The sequence below is a fragment of the Bacillus sp. 9.4 genome (genome assembly GCF_055486415.1).
Genome location: NZ_JBVFMU010000003.1, coordinates 610,961 through 633,389, shown reverse-complemented (window position 1 = coordinate 633,389; position 22,429 = coordinate 610,961). Strand labels below are relative to the sequence as shown.

The following is a 22,429-nucleotide window of genomic DNA, read 5'->3' as shown; positions in this document are numbered from 1 at the left end:
ACTATGCTCAGGTCAATGCTAACGGCATCAACAACCTTAAACCAGCTGCAGCAGCAGATTGACACAATCAGCAGCAACCTTTCAAACAGCAACACAACCGGCTATAAGGCAAAAGATACGAATTTTTCTGAGCTTGTCAGACAGCAATTCGATCAGGTTGATGAAAAAAACGAGGAAGTGGCAAAAGCCCGAAAAACGCCGCCCGGCTTGCGCCTTGGCGTCGGAGCGATGATGAATTCACGCCTAGTCTCTGATCAAGGAAGCATTCAGAAGACCGATCGCGATCTGGATATCGCATTTACGTCTCCATACCAGTATCTTCAGGTAAATGTAAATGGAAACCGCCAGTATACGAGAGACGGAGCATTATATTTAACGCCTTCAGCCAATAATGCCAACCAGCTGCAGCTCGTCACTGGAAATGGGTATCCCGTACTTGATGAGAACGGCAATACAGTGAACATCGACAGCTCAATGAAGAATATCACCATCAATAAGAACGGCACCTTAACCGCATCTGACGGAAACGCGGTTCAGCGGTTTAATCTTGGCGTTGTCCAAGTGAATAACCCTCAAGAGCTGAAATCGGAAGGGGATAACCTTTTCTCTATTGATAATGCGGCAGCTTTTGAAGAGCTGAACGGCGCTAATAGACAAAACATCGGCATGCAGCAGGGCTCACTTGAGATGTCCAATGTCGATATTTCAGAACAAATGACAGATTTGATCACGTCCCAGCGTTCATATCAGCTGAACAGCAGAACGATCACAATGGGAGATCAAATGCTCGGTTTAATCAATTCAGTCAGATAATAAGAAAATGGGCGTTTTTCAATCAGCCGCGCATGATAAAAAAAGCGGCTTTTTCGAAATCGTCCTTTTTTTTGTAGTATTCCGTAATATCTTCTAACAGCACTTCTAAATCCACCCACGCCTCGATTTTTTCTAATTCAAGCACATATTCGAGCAGCTGCTCATAGGGATCTTCCACTGAGGTGTAGAGGGCTTCAAGCGTTTTTAATTTTAAATAAATGGTTTGAATGTCTACCTTTTCAGATAATTCTTTTCCTTTTTGAAGGACGGCTTTAGCTTCTGTGATGTTTCCTGTTTTAAAAAGCGCTCTGACAGACTCGTACACACAATGAAGATATGAGACTGGTGAATTCATTTCAAATTCTTGATTCTTTAATACTTTTCTAAAGTAAAGAAGCGCTTCCTGGTCTTTTTTCTCGGTCGCTTTTAAAAAGCCAAGGTTATAATAAGCGTGGCATAGCAGGTTTTCGTCATGTAGTTGCTGGGTTTTCTTAATGATTTCTTTGAAAAGCTGTTCAGCTTTTTCATAGCGTTCTTGATCAATATAATTCACGGCGAGCAAAAGTTTACAGGTGATTACCTTTTTGATATAGCCGAATTGGTGCAAATAGATGTGTAATGCTTTTTTGACGTATTGGATGGAAAGCGGCGGTGATTTCATCAAGTAATAGGCGCCGGCGGTTTGATAATATAAATCAGCGGCTTCAAACGTATTTTGAATGGCGGCCAGGTACTGTTCAGCTTTTTTAAAATGATGTACTGCATGTTTCGGAGCTGTTTTTACCATCTCATATAACCCAGAGAAAAAATACAGATAATATTTCAATTCATCATCCATTTTGTCTTCCAGGCCATATAGGTCATCGAACAATGAATCGAGTCCGTTCTGGTTTTCAAAAAGCAGCTGATGGCGGGCCTGAAACAATTGATAACGCATCCAAAGTTTTGTGTTCTTTTTGATCTTTGGAAGGTGCTGATCAATTTTCTCTTTCAGTGTGCAAACGTGATTCATTTTGCGTTTGCTCATTGCGGAATACCACTCGTCTAACATGTTTAGCATTCTTTTTTCAATAAACTTCGAAATCATTTTCCTACCTCTTTGCTATTGGTAAAATCTATAATTATCATATCATAACTTTTGACGGCTCTCATTGACAGTTGGTTACATTTTAGCGCGGTTGAAAAAGAGATTAATTCATAATATACTTTTCAAATGTACAGATTGGATCTTTGATGATTGCTATACATACTAATGCAGATGAAGGAGATGTCAAGACAATGCTTGATACTCAGCAAATTAAAGAAATTATTCCTCACCGTTATCCGTTTTTGCTTGTGGATCGGATTACGGAAGTTGAAGAGGGCAAACGGGCAAAAGGCTATAAAAATGTAACCGCTAATGAAGAGTTCTTTAACGGACATTTTCCTCAGTACCCGGTTATGCCCGGCGTATTAATCGTAGAAGCACTCGCTCAAGTCGGAGCTGTTGCGATGTTGATTAAAGAAGAAAACCGCGGCAGACTGGCTTTTTTTGCAGGCATTGATAACTGCCGCTTTAAAAAACAAGTCAAGCCTGGTGACCAGCTTCACCTTGAGGTTGAAATCATTCGTGCCCGCGGCACAATCGGGCGCGGAAAAGGCGTTGCCACAGTTGATGGCGAAGTCGTTTGCGAAGTAGAACTGACTTTTGCCCTCGGAGAATAATTGAAAAAAGGCAGATGGCCAGCGGCACATTTGTCTTTTTTTCTTTACAAATATAGAAAAGCAGGTGATTGTATGTGGAATGAATTTAAAGCCTTTGCCATGCGGGGGAATATCGTAGACCTTGCGATTGGTGTTGTGATAGGCGGCGCTTTCGGAAAGATCGTCACATCTCTAGTAAATGATATCATTATGCCTTTGGTCGGTTTGCTGCTGGGAGGGCTTGACTTTTCAGGCCTGTCGTTTACGTTTGGCGATGCTGTAGTGAAGTATGGCAGCTTTATACAGACGATTGTGAACTTCTTAATTATATCGTTCTCCATTTTTATCGTCATTCGGACTTTGAATGGGTTAAGGCGCAAAAAAGAAGCAGCAGAAGAAGAGGCTGCGGAGGAAGCGGTGGATGCGCAGGAGGAGCTGCTGAAAGAAATCAGAGACCTGCTGAAGCAACAAGCAAAGTCGCCGGAATAAAAAAGATGCCGTTAGAAACGGCGTCTTTTTTTATCTCAATTTTCGTTTAGGTTTGTTCTATGTCCTTCAGTTCTGCAGGGCTTTCTGTTGTTTCAGCGAGATGAATGAGCATTGAGACAGAGGTGCCTGCATCCGGAGTGCTGGTAATCATCAACTCGCTTCCGCAAAAATGTTTCAGCCGCTGATTGATATTTTTCAACCCGACGCTGCGATCGAAATCCGCAGATAAGAGATCTTTTTGTTTTTCCGGAGTCATCCCGGCGCCGTTATCCTCAACTTTGATGTAATACTCATTTTTGTTTTGTTTCTTAGCTGTCAGTTTGATCCATCCTCCGCCTCTTTTCTTGCTGACACCGTGAAGAACGGAATTTTCCACCAAGGGCTGAATCATTAAAGGCGGAAGGATAAAGTCAATGTCTTCATCTATATCGAAAAGAACCTCAAGCCGATTACCGAATCGCGTCTTTTCTATAGAAAGATAGGAATTGATAATCGAAAGCTCATGTCTGAAGGAACTGATGGCTGATGTATTTTGAAAGTCAAAACTCATTCTTAAATAGTTGGTAAATTCCTCTGTTACCTCCCGGGCCTTTTCAATATCCAAATGAGTGAGAGAAATAATCGTGTTTAATACATTATAAAGAAAATGAGGCTTGATTTGCGACTGGAGAAACGCCATTTCCATTCTTGTGGCTTGATTTGCTGTATGTTTCATCATTATCAGGTTTTGAATACGCGCCATAAATTCAGAGTAATGATAGGGTTTTTGCAAAATGTCATTCGCTCCGGCATGAAAAGCCTTGTATTTGTCATGGCCGATAATGGCAGCTGTAATGATCAGAACCGGAAGATCAACCATGCTGAATCGTTCGCGAATTTTCATACAGACTTCGAAACCAGTCATATCCGGCATCATCAAGTCCAAAATAACCAAATCAAGCTTTGTGCAAGAGATGATTTCTAATGCTTCCTTTCCGTTCTTCGCAGCAATCACATTGTAGGGCACACCTTCAAGCATATCGTTTAAAATTTTTAAACTGTCAATGTTATCATCGACAATCAGAATGGTTGGAGCGTCAATACTCTCAGAGTAATAAGGCGTGCTAAATGAGATATCTGATAGATCTCTCCCGGATTGTAATTCAGGAAGACGTTTTTTTGTTTCAGAGACAGATTCATTTTGGGCGGTCGGCAAGGTGAAATGGAATGCAGAACCTTTTCCTTCTTCTGATTCGACCCAAATATCTCCGTTTTGGAGCTGAACCAGCTGTTTGACAATGCTGAGGCCAAGACCGGCACCATCGTCTTTATTCTTTTCGGCTTGCTGAAAAGACTCAAAGATGGTTTGGCGATCGGCTTCTGAAATGCCGCTTCCTGTATCTGCTACTGTCACTTTGATCATGTTATCGTTCAGTCTTGAAGCAGAAAGTGTGATTTGGCCCTCTGTTGTATATTTGATTGCATTGTCTACTAAATTGGTTAATATTTGGCGGAAGCGGTTTTCATCTGTGAGCACCAGAGGAAGATCGTCTGGGATATGGTTCATGATATTTAAGTTTTTATGTCTCGATAAGAGGTTGTAGAAATTCATTTCCGAACAAACTAAAGTATAAATATCAACAGGAACCGGGTGGATTTGAAGCATGCCTTGCTTTATTTTTTCTAAATCCAGAATGTCATTTACCAGATTGGACAGCCTGTAGCCCATGCGGATGACGAGCTGCATATTTTCTTTCTCTTCTTCTATCGTTCTTTTTCCCTTGCCGGCCAGCAGGGTCTGGCATATATTAATGATGCTGTTCAGCGGTGTTTTGAATTCATGTGATGTTTTAGCAATAAATTCATCCTTTAGCCGGTCACTTCTGAGCAATTTCCACGATAGCACTTCATTTTCACGGAATGCCCCGGCAAATTGCTGCGCCATTAACAGAACGATCGCCAGCAAAGCGATAACTGTTGGCAATGAATAAATCGAATTAAAAGAAAAGGCCGTTTTCCCGCTGTAAGCTGAAATGGTGGTTAAAATGACAAAAGCACTCATAGATATAGATGCAATAGTAAGATACAGACTTCCTTCCATTTTGCGGATCGCAGCAATCGTAAAAATATATGTAATATAAACCAGGGTCGAGACGGCTAGCACAGAATGTAAGATGTACGAGGTATGGCCGATAAAACCCACGGTTAAAAAATCTGTGACTAAGACCAGCCCGGAAGAAACAGTGGCAATGCGAATAAAACGCTTTGAAACAATCTTTCTGTAAGCAAAAAAGAGATAGAGAAAAACCGCAATGCTGACGAGCACTGTAGAGATTGCCCTCAATGAATTTAGCAGTGAAAATGAAATTGACGGATAGAGGAGAAATATAATCCGCTCTTTTCCGATCATCAGAATAATGAACGAAAACAGAAGACACATAACAGAAAAAAACAACAAATGTTTATCTTTTTTTCTTTGCAGGAAAAAGCCCAGAAAATATAATCCGGTAATGAAAAAAGCTGTAATCATGATTGTATCATTAAGAAAGGAAATTTTGTTTTCCCGCACTATTTGCTCCTGGATGCCAAAAGTAATTGGCTTTGCGATTCCCCATCCCGGCGTTTTTCCGAAGTTCGAAAATTGTACGATAAGTTCATTGTCACCCTTGTGAAGCGTAAAAAAGCTCGTATATGGGCGGTTTTGTGCCGCAAAATCAGGTTTATCTGAAGGGTTGCCGCTTTGGCCAATGAATTGTCCATTAAAATAGATGCGATTGGCACTGTAAATAAACGACGTGCTGATCCCAAAAACCTGATTGTCTTGCTTTGATCTGATGGTCAGCTTATACGTTCCGTAATCAACATTGATACCCTGCTTGGCCAGCTTCACATTGCTGGGGACATCAACGAATAAGGGATCTTTTCCTTTTGCTGAAGCGATCTCTTTTGGTGACAGAATCTGATTTGGATACAATGTCCATTTTCCGTTCAGCTGTACATTCCCATCCTTCTGAAAATCCCAATTCTCCAAGTTCATGACCCCATGCCTTGCCGCAGGAAGCGTTGATCCGGAAAAATGGTCAATGGCTATGAAACCCATAAAGAATGCAGCGTAACCGAAAATAATAGAAGTGAAGATCAATTTCTCTTTCATATCATGGCTCCTTTATTCAAATAGGATCATTCTAAATTCCTATTTTTTTATAAATATTGTAAGTGTAAAATTTCAAAAACTACAATAGAAAGAAAAAGAATCCAGATAAAGGGGTTATTTGTCATGATATAATAGAAGTTATTTACTGATATCTCGATTTTACATATAGGGTGGGATGTTTTGTGAAAGCGTTAATTGTTGACGATGAGCACTTGGCATTGCTCCATTTTAAGAAAATGCTTGAACGAACAAACGCCTTTCAATCTATTATGGCGTATCAAGATCCGGTTGAGGCCTTAGAGCATCCTGAGACTCCTGCTGTAGATGCGGTGTTTCTTGATATTGAAATGCCGGGGGTAAACGGCATTGAGCTTGCTGAGGCGATTCAATCGATGAATGAAAACATCCAAGTCGTTTTCATCACGGCTTATAATGAGTTTGCTATCAAGGCGTTTGAGCTGAATGCCATTGATTATTTGATGAAGCCTGTCATATACAAGCGGCTTGAGACAACTGTTGAACGAATCAAAACGAATAATATGCTCAGAAAAATGCAGAAAATACCGAGGCGCATTTTTCCATCCAATGTTTTGGGAGCTTGCAGTTTCATCAAACCTTAAAGGATGTCAAAACAAGCATTCCAGTCAAGTGGAGAACGTCGAAAGCACGTGAAATATACTTATTTTTACTTCACAATCAAGGCCATGTGGTCAGTAAAGACATGCTAATCGATCTTTTTTGGCCTCATTACGATGTTTCAAAAGCAAGCACCCAACTTTACTCAACCATTTATCAAATACGAAAATTATTCAGCCAGATCCCTTTCAGCCAAACTATCGAGAAGACTGATACTGGATATATTCTTCGGCTTTCAGGCGCAAAAATCGATATTGTGGAATGGGAAAAATCGCTAAAAGGGGCGCCGCCGCTCAATACGGCTACATTACATCTGCACATGGATATTTTCATGTCCTATCAAAATCATTATCTAATGGAGCACGGCTATCTTTGGGCAGAACCGGAAAAGACGCGTCTTTCCCAGCTTTGGCTTGGAAAGGCCTATGAACTGATCGATTATCATATTCATGAAATGAACGATCATCAAGCGATGGACATTTGCCTGCAAGCCGAGAAAATTGAGCCATACGATCATAAAATTATGCAATACAAGCTGCAGCTATTCAACAAAAGCGGGAAGGTAGAAGAGGCGATAAAAGAATATCAGCGTTACAAACAAATGAAGGATCAAATTAATTAAAGAACTCCAAACCAGTATGTGTCGATTGCTTTTCGATGCACACTGGTTTTTTTGTGCACTTAAAGGGAAGTCCCTAGCCATATGTCTCCTGGGTGAAACTTCAACTCTCTCCAATTCACTTCAATCATACATGATTTCTGAGTTGTACAGAAATTGTATAGTTCCATTTCATACAATGTAGTTTGGTTCGGATGACAAATTTTAGTTTTGGAACTCATTCGGTATTAGCAGTTCTTTTTGGGGGATGAGACATGATGTTATGGTCTCGCGGATCAATCGGCAAGTGAAAGATAGATAAGAAAGGGAGGAATGAAAAGTTGAGAACGAGGAGTTTTCCCTTAGGGCTGAAAAAAAGCGGGCGGATCGTTATGATCATAAGCCTTGCCATCTTTTTCTTCTTTAGCCAGATCGCCAGCTATACTCTTACGGCACAGGCTGTGGACGTAACGTCAAGTGACAGCCAATTCTTCGATTCGGTAACAGTTAAGGACGCCAAGGGTCAGATTGTTGACGGATCAAAAGGAAACAAACCGGCACTAACACCGGGGGACGAAGTGAAACTGACATATGAATGGTCATTGAAAAAAGACAAAAAAGCAGATAGCGAACAGGATATCAATGTGGAGATACCTAAAAGCTTTACATTTGATAAAGGTGCAGAAGGTGAGATCAAATCTGCTGATCAGGTCATCGGCAGCTATCAAGTGCCGGCGGGCAGCAGCACCATGACAGTAAAATTAACAACTGCATCCGCGGATTCTCCTGATGCCAAGGGGAACATTACACTGCCAGCTAAGTTTACTGCAGATGTAAAAGACGATGAACATACAGCAGCAGCCCTTTTTCAGCTAGGGGGAGGCAAAACCCAGCAGGTGATCATCCCTGTTAAGAAAGAGGAGACACCAGATGCCGAGGCGGAAGAGCCAAAAAACGACTCTTCTGATACTGCGGGTGATCAGGAAGGGAAAGATGACAAACCTGCACCTTCAGTCAGCAAGGATCAAAAAGAGGAAGAACAGCAGCCGTCAGATGACGCTAAGAGCGGCGAAGCCTCTAAGAGTGATGATTCAAAAAAAGTGTCATCCTCAAGTCAATCAGCTTTCAAAAGCTTGCAAACTGAAGAAAAACAAATCACGCAACATATTTTAACTGGCGTGACGTTGACGGACGAAAACGGAAAGCCATATGACAAGGGCAATCGCGCCAATACGAATTCTCCGGTGAAAATTTCAATTGATTGGGCCATTCCCGACAATTTAGGAAAAACAATCAATGCCGGCGATAAATATGAATTTGATTTGCCTAAAGAATTTATTATGCATAATGACATTGTGAACCTGCCTTTAAGCGCCGGAGACACCACATACGGGACATTTTCTATTGATACGAACGGACATGTGGTAATGACATTTAACGGCGAGGTAAAAGACAGTTCTAATGTCAAAGGCACATTGGTTATCAATACGCAGTTCAACGAGAAAAAAATAACGGGTTCGACAACACAAAAGATCCCATTTCCTGTGAATGCCGATACTCCTGAAACAACAGTTTATTTTAAACCCAATGTGAGTAAAACCATTGATAAATCAGGTGTGCTGGATAAAGGCATCAACCCTGGTAAAGTAACATGGACGGTCGATGTCAATAAAAAGTTGGATCAAGTCAAAAATGCCAAACTCACGGAAAGCCTTCCAGATGGCGTAATCTACCGTTCAGTTAAAGTGTATGAACTCAATGTGAACATTGATGGTTCTGTCAGCAGAGGAAATGAAGTTTCTTCCGGCTACAGTGTTGATTCAAAAGGAAATGTCACATTTGACGGGACAATTGATTCAGCATACCGCCTTGTATACGAAACCGACATTGACAATAGTGCGAAGCCGAGTGAAGGCGGAAATGTAACGCTGACGAACAAGGCGGCATTCAGCGGAGACAACCTGGAACCCATTTCTGCCGAAGCCACTGTTGCAGCCAAATATGGAAGAATGATCGCGAAATCATCGACCGGCTATGATGGAGAATCTCAAACATTCAGCTGGGCTCTTTCATACAATTACGGTGAGAAACAGATCGACCAATCCAAGGCCAGCATTAAAGATGCTTTTGGAACTGGCGATTTGCATCTTGTGAAAGATTCTTTGAAGGTTATTCCTATTACCTTTGGACAGAACGGCAGCGAGCAAGCGGGAACGCCTTTAAAGGAAGGCGAGGACTATACGCTGATCGATAATGGAAGCGGATTTGAAGTCAAATTTAATAAAACCATTACCAGCGCGTACAAAATCACATATCAAACAAAGGTCAACAGCGGAGTGATCATTGATAAATCGACAACATACACCAACAGCGTTGTGACCGGAACAGGGGATTCAAAAGAGGCTTCCGGAATAGCCATTCAGCAAAACCTCATCAAAGGATATTCAAACGTAGATTATGAGAAGAAGACGGCTGATTGGACGATTACAGTTAATAAAAATAAATACTTGATGAACAATTGGACTTTGAATGATCAATTTGAAAGCGGCGGAATGGTTCTGCTTGATGAATCGTTCAAGCTTCAAGACACAACGAACAACAAAACATTGCAGAAAGACAAAGACTACACGTTAATAAAAAAACCGGATCATAAAGGCTTTACTTTGGCATTGATCGGGGATTATGCAAAAACAGACAGTCAATTTAAGATCACTTATACGACAACGTTCAATGCCGATTATTCTAACGAAAGCGTTAAGAATACAGCTCAGTCGACATGGACTGATCAAAACGGCAATGAGCGCACGAATAAGGTATCAAGCGGTTTTACGCCGAATCATCAGACTTCAAATAATGGTTTCAAAAACGGATCATATAACGCGGTTTCAAAGGAAATCACGTGGAAAATCGGCGTCAACTATAACGGCGAGCCGACGAAAAACCCTTATATCAAAGATGCCATAACAGATCCTCAGCAATTTGTGCCGGGTTCCGTTGTCGTTAAGAGTTATACGATCAATAAAAACGGCTCGATCACAGAAGGAGACGCGCTTGATCCTTCCAAGTATGATGTCGAAGAGCCTTCTGCGAAAAATGAACGCACGCTGACGATACACCTTAAAACAGGCGATTCTGTACCATATCTGGTTGAGTTTAAGACATCACTCAAAGGACAGGTCATTGATCAGAATCAGTATACAAACAAGGCAACCTACTATAATGACGGCTATGCAGACCGCACGTTAACAGGCTCTGTTTCAGTTGCGAACGGAGGAAGCCTGGTTTTCAAAGGCGGCAAACAAAATGGAAGCTACATCGATTGGAACATCAATGTCAACTCCAGCCAATCAACGCTGGATGACGTAAAAGTTACTGACACGCCGGATGAAAATCAAATATTAGATGCGGATTCTTTTAAAGTGTATCAAGCAAAATATGATGAAAACGGAGTGGTCAAAGACAGCAGCGGAAATCTGACCGTGGGAGATGTCGAGCTTCAAAAAGACAAAGACTACACGTTAGACATCAAAACGGACAATACAACAGGTGAACAATCGTTTGTCCTGAAATTCATAGGCAGCTATAAGCAAATTGATCGCGCCTATGTGATCAAATACCGGTCTCTGATTAACATAGCCGGCACGAGCGGCCATGTTAAAAATAAGGTGTCTATTTCAGGAACAAATGTGAAGGAGCAGACTCAAGAAAACAGCAGCTCGATCTTTGTTGCCATTTCAAGCGGCGACGGTTCCGGATCCGGAGAAAAAGGAAGCCTGACGATTTTTAAGACTGGAGAGGACGATAAAGCTCTTGAAGGAGCAGAATTCCAGTTATGGTCTGAGGGCTCCAAACAGCTCCTCCGCACTGGTACGACGGATGCCGGCGGGAAGCTTACATTCGGAAATATTCGCTACGGTTCCTATGTATTAAAAGAAGTAAAAGCGCCTGACGGATATACCATCAGTGATGCTTATGCAAAAGGAGTCTCTGTAAAGATAGACAGCAACTCCTCCAAGACAGGAGCGCTGTACAAAGTCGTAAATCAACAGAACAAGGTGACGCTTATCAAACAAGACGAACAAAACAATCCTTTGGCGGGTGCTGTTTTCAAGCTGGAGAAAAAGTCAAATGACGGCACCTATACTCTCATACGAACAGATATAAAATCTGATAAAAACGGAAAAGTAGAAATGAACGGTTTGCCGGCGGGCTACTATCGCTTGACAGAAACACAAGCTCCTGAAGGCTTTATCGTAAATACAAAAGCGATTCACTTCTCAATCGCAAAGAATGAAAAGAATCAAGTGTCTGACGTCAATTTGGGGGCAATGACCAATTATCAAGGAAAAGTCTCTCTGACGAAGGAAAATGCTGAAGGCCAGAAACTTGAAGGCGCAGTATTCAACATTGTCGATCAAGATGGAAAGATTGTTCAAGAGAAGCTGACTTCAGATAAAGACGGAAAAATTGAGGCTTCGGGCCTTGCACCGGGCCATTACGCTTTTGTGGAAACAAAAGCGCCAGCCGGCTATGTGCTGAATACAAAGAAAAAAGAATTTACCATCTCAGAATCTGCAGCAGGAAAGCCTGAAGCCGCAGATGCCGGAATCGCCGTTAACGATAAAGGCTCTGTTGAGCTGACGAAGGAAGATGCAGATGGCCAGAAGCTTGAAGGAGCCGTCTTTAAGATTATCGACAAGGAAGGTAATACGGTTCAAGAAGGACTGACCTCAGATAAAAATGGGAAAGTCGCAGCTTCAGGCCTTGCACCGGGACACTACGCTTTTGTTGAAACGAAAGCGCCAGCGGGCTATGTGCTGAATACAGAGAAAATTGAGTTTGAGATCTCTGATTCCTCTGAAGGAAAGCCTGAAGCTACAGATGCCGGGATCGCTACTAACCATAAAGGCTCCGTTGAGTTGACGAAGGAAAATGCTGAAGGCAAGAAGCTTGAAGGTGCAGTTTTTAACATTGTCGACGAAAAAGGAAATACGGTTCAAGAAGAGCTGACTTCCGATAAAGACGGAAAAGTGAAGGCTTCAGATCTTTCGCCGGGACGCTACGCCTTTGTTGAAACGAAAGCGCCAGCCGGTTATGTGCTAAACACGGAGAAAAAAGAGTTTACCATTTCTGAATCAGCAGCAGGAAAGCCAAAATCCGCTGATGCCGGGATCGTCGTGAACTATCAAGGATCGGTTCAGCTGACGAAGGAAGATCAGGATGGAAAAGGCTTAGCAGGCGCGGTATTCAAAATCACTGACAGCAATGGGAAAACAGTGAGAGACGATCTAGTCTCAAAAGAAGGCGGCAAAATTGAAGTTGACGGGTTAGCGCCAGGAAGCTATCAATTTATCGAAAAACAGGCGCCAGACGGGTATCTATTATCCGCCATCCCTGTGCCATTCACCATTAAGGCAGAAAACGGCGGCAAACCTAAACAAGTTGAAGTAACAGCGGTTAATACGAAGAACCGGGTTGTCCTCACAAAAGTGGATCAGCATGATCAACGTAAAGTTCTGCAAGGCGCAGAATTCAATTTGACAGACGCCAACGGCAAAGTGCTGAAGTCCGGTTTGGTTACCGATGACAAAGGACAATTCACGGTGCATGGCCTCAAAGCTGGCGATTATCAGTTTGTAGAAACAAAAGCGCCTAAGGATTATGAGGTGGACCAAACTCCTATATCGTTCAAGATCACAAACACAGACACGAAAACAGTCGAAATCACCGCGGAAAACATTTTGGCACCAGGTGACGTAAATGTGAAAAAAGTGGATCAAGACGATAAAAATACCGTTTTGGAGGGCGCTGAATTCAAGTTATTGGACGAAAGCGGCAAGCCTGTAAAAACTGACGGGTATGGAAAAGAGCTTTCTAAACTCTGGAAAACAGATCAAAATGGGCAGTTCACTGTAAAAGGCCTTGCGCCGGGAAGCTACCAGTTGATTGAAACGAAGGCTCCCGAAGGTTACAAACTTGACGAAACACCGATTGAATTCACAATTGAAAAAGGACAGTCAAAAGCTGTTGAGATCGTTGTTTCTAATCAAAAAGTGAAAACACCAACGCCTGATAAGCATGATCATCCTGATAAACCTGCACCGGGCGGAAATGGAAAAGATGATGGAGATCATCCGAATACCAATGGTACAGATGGCAGCTCGGATGGTCAGTCGAACACAGACAAAACCCTCCCAAAAACCGGAGATACAGACAGCATGCTGACAGCAATGATCGGTATCCTGCTGCTTATGGCAGGCGGAGGCTTAGCTGTTGCCTCAAGAAAGAAACAAAGAAAAGGATAAAGTTGAAGGCACCTGATCATCGAAGAATCGATCAGGTGCTTTTTTGAAAAGTGACACGAAGCGTTTTTAGAAGGATGCATAAGAAAGGGTTTTTTGCATGTACAAGAAAATGATCATTACGGTGTTCATCCTTTTCGGACTGCTGCTGATCTCTTCTCCTTATATAAAAGGCGGAATTATAGCTTATCTTAGCAAAAGCCAGAGTGAATCGGCCTTAACTGTGGAGCAGCTGAAAAAAAATAATGAGAGAGAAGCGGAATTTGAATTTGATTTAATCGAGCCGCCTGAGTTAATGGATGCTGTAAAGGCCGGCTTTGATCACGATCAAAAAGCGGTTATCGGGCGGATAACAATTAAAAGTGTCGATCTGGAGCTTCCGATCGTAAAAGGCACAACCAATGAAAATCTTTTGATAGGGGCGGCAACAATGCGCCCGGATCAAAAAATGGGTGAGGGAAATTATCCGTTGGCGGGCCATCATTTGAAGCAAAAGAATCTTCTGTTCGGACCTCTGGAAAACATAAAAACAGGTGCCCAAATTGTCATCACGGATTTTAAAAAGGATTATATCTATTCTGTAACATCTAAAGACATCATATCGGAAATGGATGCAGATGTAATTGAGGAGACAAACAGAAAAGAGATTACGTTAATCACATGTGACAAGGCGGTCAAAACTGAAGGGCGCCTTGTTGTGAAAGGGGAATTGGTTGATTCTTTTGGCCATACAAATTAAATATGCAAGAGTGAAAGCACGAAAAGAAAAGCTGCCGTTCAAAACGGCAGCTTTTTTCATGCAGAACATATCTATTCAAAATGTCTATTGTGATGTTCTTCGGTTCAGTGTCTGTTTTGGGGAACATGCCCCCTCATATTTATAATTTTTGCTTAAATGCCTCAATGAGTTTTGTTCCTGTATAGCCCTCTTTTACAAGGGACTCGAGAATGGTTTCAGTGCCCTGCTGTTTTCTTGTGACCATTTGTCCATAGAGTAAAACCTGGATGCTTTCTTCCAGCTTGACGATATTTTTCACTGCTGCTGTCAGCTGGGCGGGGCGATTGCTTTTTTTCGTGATCGTTACAAATACTTTGGCTTCAGATTGGCTGTTTTGAAGCTGTTCAAAAAAAGAAAGATGTTCTTTCTGTACAAGCGCCTCAATCAGCCAGTGATTTTCACCGTCTTCTTTATTTATAATCAGTCCGTCAATAAGGGGAAACTGTTCGATTGATTGTTCTTCCTTGTCCACTCGTTCCACATTCAGGTCAACCAGTTTAAAGGTTTTCATTTCTTCTCACCCCGATTACTTCCAAAGTTTTCTTGCCTTCCATTATAACATAAACGTTTTCGAGGAAAAAATCCTGCAATGCTGGGGCTAAAGAATTTTGTATGAGCGAAACATTTAATAATTTCTATTTTTTCATTATACTGTAACTGACTATGGATTACGGAGAGATGTGGTATGAATCAATTTCGTTTAAAAGAAATTTATATTGACGGCGCTCCTTCTGAAAGCCATTTGATTCAAAAGGAAGTAACATATATGTTAAGCCGTAAAGAAGTGTTTGAGGTTCATCTGAACAAAAAAGGAAGAATAAGTTTTTTATACGAAACACAAGATGGCATGGAGCAGTATAAAATCAAGCTGTCAATGCCGGAAAAAAAATTGAGCTTTCAGTGGTTTGCGTGGGATGGCTCTTCCTATGTGCGCATGAATACGCAAAACTGGCTGACAAAGCAAATCTTTTTCCGTTTTTTAAAAAGTACATATTTCTTCAAAGGAAAAAAGCAAAAGATGTTTTTAGCTGAAGGAAAAATGAAAACGAAAGATAAAAACAGAGGCTGAAAGCCATTTTTAAGCGTTTTTCTTTTCTTGTTGCATCATTTACAATACATACAACCGCAAGGAGAGGAGGAATCGCATGTTCAATCAGGTCATGCTTGTCGGACGTCTTACAAAAGATCCTGATCTTCGCTACACTTCCGCCGGTGCGGCAGTTGCACATGTTACGCTCGCGGTGAACCGCAGCTTCAAGAATGCTTCAGGTGAAATCGAAGCTGATTACGTCAATTGCACACTTTGGAGAAAAACAGCTGAAAACACGGCGTTGTATTGCCAAAAAGGTTCTCTCGTCGGCGTAAGCGGACGGATTCAGACAAGAAGCTATGAAAACGCGGAAGGCGTTAACGTGTATGTAACAGAAGTGTTGGCTGACACTGTTCGTTTTATGGACCCTAAACCCCGGGAAAAAGCTGCTGATTGACACCCCCTGCTCCTCCCGTTATCTATCCATTCACTATTATCCGAATCTTCGCATCATCCCCTCAAAATTGACCAGTCGACCAGACTGGTTCTTTCTTTTTTGTCTACTTAGGAAAAATTGGTTCTCTCGACGCATTTTTACTTAAAATCACTTATTAATGTTGAATAAAATTAAACAAAAACTTATAATTACTTATAAATGATTGCTAAGAAAAGGAATGAGGGCGTGTACCAAGAAGAAAGATTAGTAGCGATTTTGGATTTTTTAAAACAGCATAACCGAATTACAACGGAGCAGATCTGTACGCTCCTGCAAGTGTCAAGGGATACAGCGCGACGAGATCTTGTGAAACTTGAGGAACAGAATGCCATCATCCGCACAAGAGGCGGCGCCATTTTACCGACTGTGCATCAGAAAATTCAAAGCTATTCCGGCCGCCTGAAAACAGTGTCTGAGGAAAAAAATAAGATCGGCAGGCTTGCAGCATCGCTTATTCATGATGGTGACCGGGTGATTTTAGACGCCTCTACAACTGTTCAGGCATGTGCAAAGCATTTGAATGCGGTTGATTGTACGGTAATCACCAATTCGATTAATCTTGCGGATGTGCTGTCCGATAAAGAGGGAATTGAAATTTATCTGCTGGGAGGCAAGCTGGAAAAGGAGCACCGCTTTCTGTACGGGTCCTCTGTGATTGAAAAGCTTTCAAGCTACCATGTTGATAAAGCGCTGATTGGTGTGGTCGGCATTTCCGAACATGGCATTACAATTGCGCATGAAGAGGATGGCATGGTGAAGCGGAAAATGATACAGCAGGCAAAGCAGGTCATTGCGCTTGCAGACCATTCTAAGCTGGGCAGCACCAGTTTTTATCAGTATGCGGAGCTGAATGAAATCGACCTCTTGATTACAGACAGGCTGCCGAATCAGGCATTTTGTGACTTGCTTGACCGAAACGGCGTTGAGCTTCTCGTGACAGAGCAGGATGAAGGAAAGGACTGACAAACGTGAAATTAATTGCGATTGACTTAGATGGAACCTTACTCAACAGCAAGCATCAGGTAAGCTTGGAAAATGAAAACGCACTGCGGCAGGCGCAGCGGGATGGCATTGAAGTGGTGGTGTCAACTGGGCGCGCTCATTTTGACGTCATGTCAATCTTTGAACCGCTGGGGATCAAAACATGGGTCATCAGTGCAAACGGCGCCGTCATTCACGATCCCGACGGCAGGCTTTATCATCACGAAACGATTGATAAGAAACGGGCGTATGACATTCTCTCATGGCTTGAGTCGGAAAACTATTATTATGAGGTATTCACAGGTTCAGCGATTTATACGCCGCAAAACGGCAGAGAACTTCTTGATGTTGAGCTGGACAGATTCAGAAGCGCAAATCCGGAAGCGGATCTTTCTGTCCTTAAGCAGGCGGCCGAGGTGCAATACAGCCAATCGGGCTTTGCTTACATTAACTCCTTTCAAGAGCTGTTTGAAGCCGATCAGCCAATCGATTTTTACAATATTCTCGGCTTTTCTTTCTTCAAAGAAAAGCTTGAGGCAGGCTGGAAAAGATATGAGCCTGCCGAAGATTTGACGCTTGTCAGTTCGGCTGAGCACAACTTTGAGCTTTCTTCCCGCAAAGCTTCCAAGGGGCAGGCGCTGAAGAGGCTTGCGGAACAGCTGAATATTCCGCTCGAGGAAACCGCTGCTGTAGGTGACAGTTTAAATGACAAATCGATGCTGGAGGCTGCGGGAAAAGGTGTAGCGATGGGCAATGCCCGGGAAGACATCAAATCGATAGCCGATGCTGTCACCTTAACCAATGACGAACATGGTGTCGCACATATGATGAAACATTTGCTGTAGGTATATGTGCTGCTCCAAAAGTGCATCCTGTTGAAAACCGGCGTAACGGATTTTTTGGAAATTCGGCGTGACGGCTATGAACGGAAAAAGCTGGCTCTTTCAGAGCCAGCTTTTTTAGTCATGATCATTGCGCTGTTGCGCTTAATGTAAACAGTTCTTCGAGCTCCTGTGTGGAAAGCTCGGTAATCCAGTTTTCACTTTGGATAATTTGATCGTTCAGGGTTTGCTTGGATTCAAGCATGACATCAATTTTTTCCTCGATTGTTCCCGTCGTAATCATTTTATGAACGTGGACAAAGCGCTCTTGGCCTATGCGGTATGCACGGTCAGTCGCTTGATTTTCAACCGCCGGGTTCCACCATCTGTCATAATGGATGACGTGATTGGCGGCAGTCAAATTAAGTCCGGTGCCCCCAGCTTTGAGTGAGAGAATCAGTGTCGGATATTCTTTCCTTTGAAATTTCTCAACGAGTGTATCCCGCTCTTGCTTGGAGAGACTCCCGTTTAAAAATTGCACAGGTTCCCCGAACGTTTTTTCAAGCAGCCGCTTCATCATGTTCCCCATCTGAATGTATTGCGTGAAAATGAGGCAGCTTTCGTTTTGGGCGCGGATCGCTGTCATCAGTTCCATCAATTTTTCGAGCTTGACTGATCTGCCGGCCAGCAGCTCGGTTTGCTCTTCCTTTAAATAAAGCGCGGGATGATCGCATATTTGCTTGAGCCGTCCAAGCATGCTGAGGATCAGCGCTTTTCGCTGCATGCCGGTCAGTGATGTCATATGGTCAAAAGTGTCTTTGACGAGCTGCTCATAAAGGGATGCCTGCTCGGCTGACAGCGGGATAAATTCTTTTTCTTCCAGCTTCTCAGGAAGATTAAGCGCGACCTCTTCATCCCGTTTCGTCCGGCGGAGAAGGAATGGCCGGATTAATTGCTGAAGCTGTCCGATTCTCTTTTCGTCCCGGTCTTTTTCGATCGGCAGCACATAGCGTTTATGGAAGCCGGTCAAACTGCCGAGGTAGCCTTTATTCATGAAGTCAAAAATGGACCACAGCTCAGTCAGGCGGTTTTCCATCGGCGTGCCGCTCAGCGCGATATGGTGAAGCCCCTTCAGCTTCCTGATTGCGCGTGATTGCTTCGTATGCGCGTTTTTAATATTTTGCGCTTCATCAAGGCAGATCGTGTTCCATGTCACAGAAGAAAGCTCTTCAGTATCGGCATGTGACAGACCGTATGAAGTGAGCACCACGTCTGCGTTTTCATAATGCGCGGCGAAATCATCACCCTTTGGCCGGCGCGGCCCATAATGGAGCGCGACAGACAGATCAGGGGCAAAGGTTTGAAGCTCCCGCTGCCAGTTGCCAAGTACGGATGTCGGCGCAATAATCAAATGAGGCGTTTTTTGCCGGCCGCTTTCCTTCACGTGAAGGAAATAGGCGATCATTTGAATCGTTTTCCCAAGCCCCATATCGTCAGCCAGACAGGCGCCAAAACCGCTTTCCCGCAGAAACAGCAGCCAGTTCATGCCGTATTTCTGATAAGGGCGGAGCGTTCCTTTGAAAGAAAGACTGACTTCGTGCTCCGGCAGGTTTTCTGCGGCAGTGAGCTTTCGAATCAGTGACCTGAGCTGTTTAGATAGATCAAACTGAATGCCGGCAAAAGCGGATGTATCAATCAGATCCGAATCCTCAAGTCCGCCATCCTGCTGATCCATTAGCTCGCGTGCCAGAATATCAGACATGTGGAGTCCCTCTGATTCTGCTTTTTCCATCAGGCGTTTCATCTGTTTGATAAACTGCGGATCGATTTTAACCCATTGCCCGCGGATATTAACAAGGCGCCTGTTGCTGGCGACAAGCTCATTAAATTCAGCCTCAGTCAGTTCAATTCCATTTGTCGCAAACCGCCAGTTGAAATCAAGCAGTGCATTCATGCCGACAAATGACTCGCCGCGCGGGGAGGACGACACCTTTGCCTTCAGCATCATGTTGCTGTCTCTGACAATCTGCCACCAGGACGGCAGGAGGATTTCTACCCCCATATCGACAAGCGTCTCACTTGCTTCTGACAGGAAGATCCAGGCTTCTTCCTCTGAGATCAGCGTTGTCCCGGAATCAAACGATAGCCATGGAACCGTTCTGTGAAAGCGGTCCTGCTCACGCGCGATTTTATCGCTGTACGCCTGCCACGATTTTTTGAGGCTTTTCAGTCCGTCAAAGAATTCTACAGCACCGCTCTTTTTATCGCGTAAAAACATCTCGATCTTCCATTCGTCTCCGTCAAAGTCTGGTTCATTTAAGCGCAAGCCGACAGTAAATGGAGATTGGTCGTCAATCCAGCCAATGCCTTCCAGAAAATCCTCTTCATCAAGAAAATGGCCGCGGAATGACGTAACCGCAGGCGATTTCTCCTTGATATGTTCCCATTTTTCCCGCAGGTCATCGTCGTATTGGATGTAATCCTGTACGGCAGCGGAAAACCATTCCGCAGTAAAGCCTTCCAGTATATTATCGCGGTCCTTCCAGCGAAAAACACCGTTTGTCCATGCGTCATAGTCAGGCAGAAAATCGCCGTCCGCGATAAATTCATAGATGGTCGATGCCGCCTCGATCAGCGGCTCCGTTTCTTCTGTAAGCTGCACGGAGCTGAATGAGTTGAACGAGTTTTTGCCGAGAAGCTCTACAGTCATCCATGGAGATAGCAGGACAGCAGTCGTCCCGATGAAGCTGACATCCTCTAGAAAGGTTCCGTAAAATGAGGATTCATGCCATTGGAACAAATGCTTTTTCATATGGCTGTAGGGAAGAGGCTGCTCATTTTCATCAAAGGCTGAGAGCGTAAATGACCCATCTTCCATTTGTTCGACGTGGATGAGAATTTCTTTAAGACTCGCCATCAATCAACTTTCCTTTCTGCAGTTCTTCTTGAAGCGCGCGCAGGCGCTTGTAATGCGCGCTCAGCAGCTGAATATACCGCTCCCACACCTTCTGCTTTTTCGCTTTTTTGTACAGAGTGCGCAATTTTTTCAAATACCGGGCGGCTTCCTTGTACGAGCTGCGGTTCTTCTGATCAATGAAAAAAGCCACTTCTCTATGGTAAGCCGGTATAAGCGCCTCAGGGTCGCTCGCTGCAATTTCCTTGAGCATCATTTTATCCATTTCATTGATGGAAAAGCCGACAAGGCTATGAATTTCAATCCACTCAGCATAGCGTTTTTTTTCATATAAATGATGGCTGTATTCTGTGAACGTATACGGCAGACAGCCCGCGGCAAAGCGCTCAAACAGCGCTTGATCATTGGTTTGCTGCACATAGGCATTCAACAGAAGGAACAGCTCGCCGATCACATCGCGAATCTCTTTAAACGGCTTATCCAGCTTCGAATAACCCATCGCAATTGGTTCAATTTGCTGGTACCATGTTTTAAGCCGTTTCCAGTCCTTCTTGGCAGTCATTTCACTCAGCCATTGGAACGTATAAGGGAGCGCTTCCGGCGGGAATTGATCCGCTTCCGCAAAAATAACGTCATCATTCTTTTGCAGGAATTCCAAATGCAGGCGCCCGAATTGCAATTCGGGAGAAAAACGCCGTCCTGCTTCTTTTTTCAATATCTCCTGTTCGCGTGCCACCCATTTTGGCCGCGACAGCAGCGCACTCCAAATTTCACCGAAGACGCGGATGCGTTCGTATTGGAAAATTTCTTCTTTCAACAGCAAATGTCGGATAACATCCGGTGTTTTATCCAAAAATGGATCAAGCGCAAAAGACAGCGCGTATGTTTTTAATTTATCAATAGAGCTGTAGATTGTATCCATCAGCTGTTCAACGTACGGATTGAGGGAATAAAAATCTTGTTCGGGGTTCAGCTTGCCTGCTTCGATCAATGTGAACATGCGAAGCCAAACCGCAATCGCGGAATGAATCTGATACAGGCTTTTCAGCTCCGGCTTGTTCGGCGCATGTTTTTTTAATGCGGACAGGTAGCCGTAATAGAGGCCCTGCATGTTTTGGCTGCCTTCTGGCGTACGTGCCTGCCAGAGAGAAAACTCTGAATCAAAAAAAGCAAGCCAGCTTGAAAGTGATTCTTCATTAGGCAGCACCTTTTCCTGAAACTGGCGGCGGACGAGCTCTTTGCTTTCCTCAAGCTTTTCCCTCTCCAGCCAATACTCTGTAAAAGTACCCACTCGCTCGAACATTGCATATACATATAAAAACACAGCCAGCATATGGCGGCAGATTCTTCCGGACGGACATGAACAGCCGCTTTTGACTATGACAAACAAGTTCAATGTGACCCGCACAGGCACAACATCCTGCACGTAAGCCGTAACTTCCGTCGGACTCACTGCTTGTAAACGATAGACTGAATCCTGCCGATATAAAATAAGGGCTTTTTTGATCAGCTGAACATTTTCCTCATTGTAAGGAAGAAGTTCTTTTAACTGTTCAGCAGATGCCAGCACATCGTCTTTGGAAATCATATTCTGAAGCATGATTATCGCTCCTAACCGAGTCACGTAATAAAAAGATCCAATTTCTCTATTATATCGCAACACATCGGCCTTAAAAAGTTTTTCCTAAAAAAGGACATAAAAAATGGGATGTGTCGAATGATGTATTAGAGATTGCAAATTGATAACCAGCATCA

14 protein-coding genes and 2 pseudogenes are annotated in these 22,429 nt (G+C 43.3%); 10 read left to right on the top strand and 6 right to left on the bottom strand.

Translation table 11 applies throughout. The features are described from left to right. The first annotated feature begins 3 nt into the window (after nucleotides 1–3). On the top strand, nucleotides 4–813 hold the full coding sequence (gene flhP / locus ACZ07B_RS15165; RefSeq protein WP_119899871.1) for a flagellar hook-basal body complex protein FlhP: 810 nt from the start codon (nucleotides 4–6) through the stop codon (nucleotides 811–813). Between the two features lie 22 nt (nucleotides 814–835). Here flhP and rapD read toward each other — a convergent pair whose 3' ends face one another. Next, on the bottom strand, nucleotides 836–1,900 hold the full coding sequence (rapD, locus tag ACZ07B_RS15160; protein WP_014481149.1) for an aspartate phosphatase RapD: 1,065 nt from the start codon (nucleotides 1,898–1,900) through the stop codon (nucleotides 836–838). 191 nt (nucleotides 1,901–2,091) lie between these two features. Here rapD and fabZ point away from each other — a divergent pair, with 191 nt between their 5' ends. Both fabZ and mscL read left to right on the top strand, forming a co-directional pair. Then, on the top strand, nucleotides 2,092–2,517 hold the full coding sequence (gene fabZ / locus ACZ07B_RS15155) for a 3-hydroxyacyl-ACP dehydratase FabZ (RefSeq protein WP_003221796.1): 426 nt from the start codon (nucleotides 2,092–2,094) through the stop codon (nucleotides 2,515–2,517). Between the two features lie 72 nt (nucleotides 2,518–2,589). Beyond that, nucleotides 2,590–2,985, top strand: a complete 396-nt coding sequence (gene mscL, locus ACZ07B_RS15150; protein ID WP_021445844.1) for a large conductance mechanosensitive channel protein MscL — start codon at nucleotides 2,590–2,592, stop codon at nucleotides 2,983–2,985. Between the two features lie 46 nt (nucleotides 2,986–3,031). On the opposite strand, the gene ACZ07B_RS15145 is transcribed toward mscL, so the two are convergent. Together ACZ07B_RS15145 and ACZ07B_RS15140 are read right to left on the bottom strand one after the other, a co-directional pair. After that, a complete protein-coding gene (locus ACZ07B_RS15145; RefSeq protein ID WP_250620078.1) occupies nucleotides 3,032–4,003 on the bottom strand; it encodes a histidine kinase in 972 nt (323 codons plus the stop codon). Nucleotides 4,004–4,180: 177 nt separating this feature from the next. Next, a pseudogene (locus ACZ07B_RS15140) lies at nucleotides 4,181–5,494 on the bottom strand (sensor histidine kinase); the annotation flags it as partial. Nucleotides 5,495–6,300: 806 nt separating this feature from the next. On the opposite strand from ACZ07B_RS15140, the pseudogene ACZ07B_RS15135 reads away from it, so the two are divergent. From ACZ07B_RS15135 to ACZ07B_RS15125, 3 genes and pseudogenes are all read left to right on the top strand, one after another. Further along, nucleotides 6,301–7,376 (top strand): annotated as a pseudogene (locus ACZ07B_RS15135) (response regulator). Between the two features lie 317 nt (nucleotides 7,377–7,693). Continuing rightward, on the top strand, nucleotides 7,694–13,657 hold the full coding sequence (locus ACZ07B_RS15130; protein WP_464877381.1) for a SpaA isopeptide-forming pilin-related protein: 5,964 nt from the start codon (nucleotides 7,694–7,696) through the stop codon (nucleotides 13,655–13,657). 97 nt (nucleotides 13,658–13,754) lie between these two features. Next, nucleotides 13,755–14,393: a class A sortase gene (locus ACZ07B_RS15125; RefSeq protein WP_464877380.1), complete on the top strand. Its 639-nt coding sequence runs from the start codon at nucleotides 13,755–13,757 to the stop codon at nucleotides 14,391–14,393. Between the two features lie 139 nt (nucleotides 14,394–14,532). Here the strand turns inward: ACZ07B_RS15125 and ACZ07B_RS15120 are convergent, their stop codons facing one another. Continuing rightward, a complete protein-coding gene (locus ACZ07B_RS15120) occupies nucleotides 14,533–14,943 on the bottom strand; it encodes a YwpF-like family protein (RefSeq protein ID WP_003227794.1) in 411 nt (136 codons plus the stop codon). A gap of 174 nt (nucleotides 14,944–15,117) precedes the next feature. Here ACZ07B_RS15120 and ywpG point away from each other — a divergent pair, with 174 nt between their 5' ends. The 4 genes from ywpG (at nucleotide 15,118) to ywpJ (ending at nucleotide 17,784) form a co-directional block, all read left to right on the top strand. Beyond that, nucleotides 15,118–15,501, top strand: coding sequence for a DynA interaction protein YwpG (gene ywpG / locus ACZ07B_RS15115; protein WP_014478204.1), 384 nt, complete (start codon nucleotides 15,118–15,120; stop codon nucleotides 15,499–15,501). Nucleotides 15,502–15,577: 76 nt separating this feature from the next. Continuing rightward, nucleotides 15,578–15,919 (top strand): single-stranded DNA-binding protein SsbB, encoded by a 342-nt coding sequence (gene ssbB, locus ACZ07B_RS15110; RefSeq protein ID WP_014478203.1) that lies wholly within the window; start codon nucleotides 15,578–15,580, stop codon nucleotides 15,917–15,919. A 225-nt stretch (nucleotides 15,920–16,144) separates the two neighbouring features. Continuing rightward, nucleotides 16,145–16,921 (top strand): transcriptional regulator GlcR, encoded by a 777-nt coding sequence (gene glcR / locus ACZ07B_RS15105; RefSeq protein WP_003244075.1) that lies wholly within the window; start codon nucleotides 16,145–16,147, stop codon nucleotides 16,919–16,921. 5 nt (nucleotides 16,922–16,926) lie between these two features. After that, nucleotides 16,927–17,784: a phosphatase YwpJ gene (ywpJ, locus tag ACZ07B_RS15100; protein ID WP_048654783.1), complete on the top strand. Its 858-nt coding sequence runs from the start codon at nucleotides 16,927–16,929 to the stop codon at nucleotides 17,782–17,784. A gap of 124 nt (nucleotides 17,785–17,908) precedes the next feature. Here ywpJ and ACZ07B_RS15095 read toward each other — a convergent pair whose 3' ends face one another. Continuing rightward, on the bottom strand, nucleotides 17,909–20,677 hold the full coding sequence (locus ACZ07B_RS15095; RefSeq protein ID WP_464877379.1) for a DEAD/DEAH box helicase: 2,769 nt from the start codon (nucleotides 20,675–20,677) through the stop codon (nucleotides 17,909–17,911). Next, nucleotides 20,664–22,274: an SWIM zinc finger family protein gene (locus ACZ07B_RS15090; RefSeq protein WP_464877378.1), complete on the bottom strand. Its 1,611-nt coding sequence runs from the start codon at nucleotides 22,272–22,274 to the stop codon at nucleotides 20,664–20,666. Before ACZ07B_RS15090 ends, ACZ07B_RS15095 begins: the two co-directional genes overlap by 14 nt. Nucleotides 22,275–22,429: the final 155 nt, after the last annotated feature.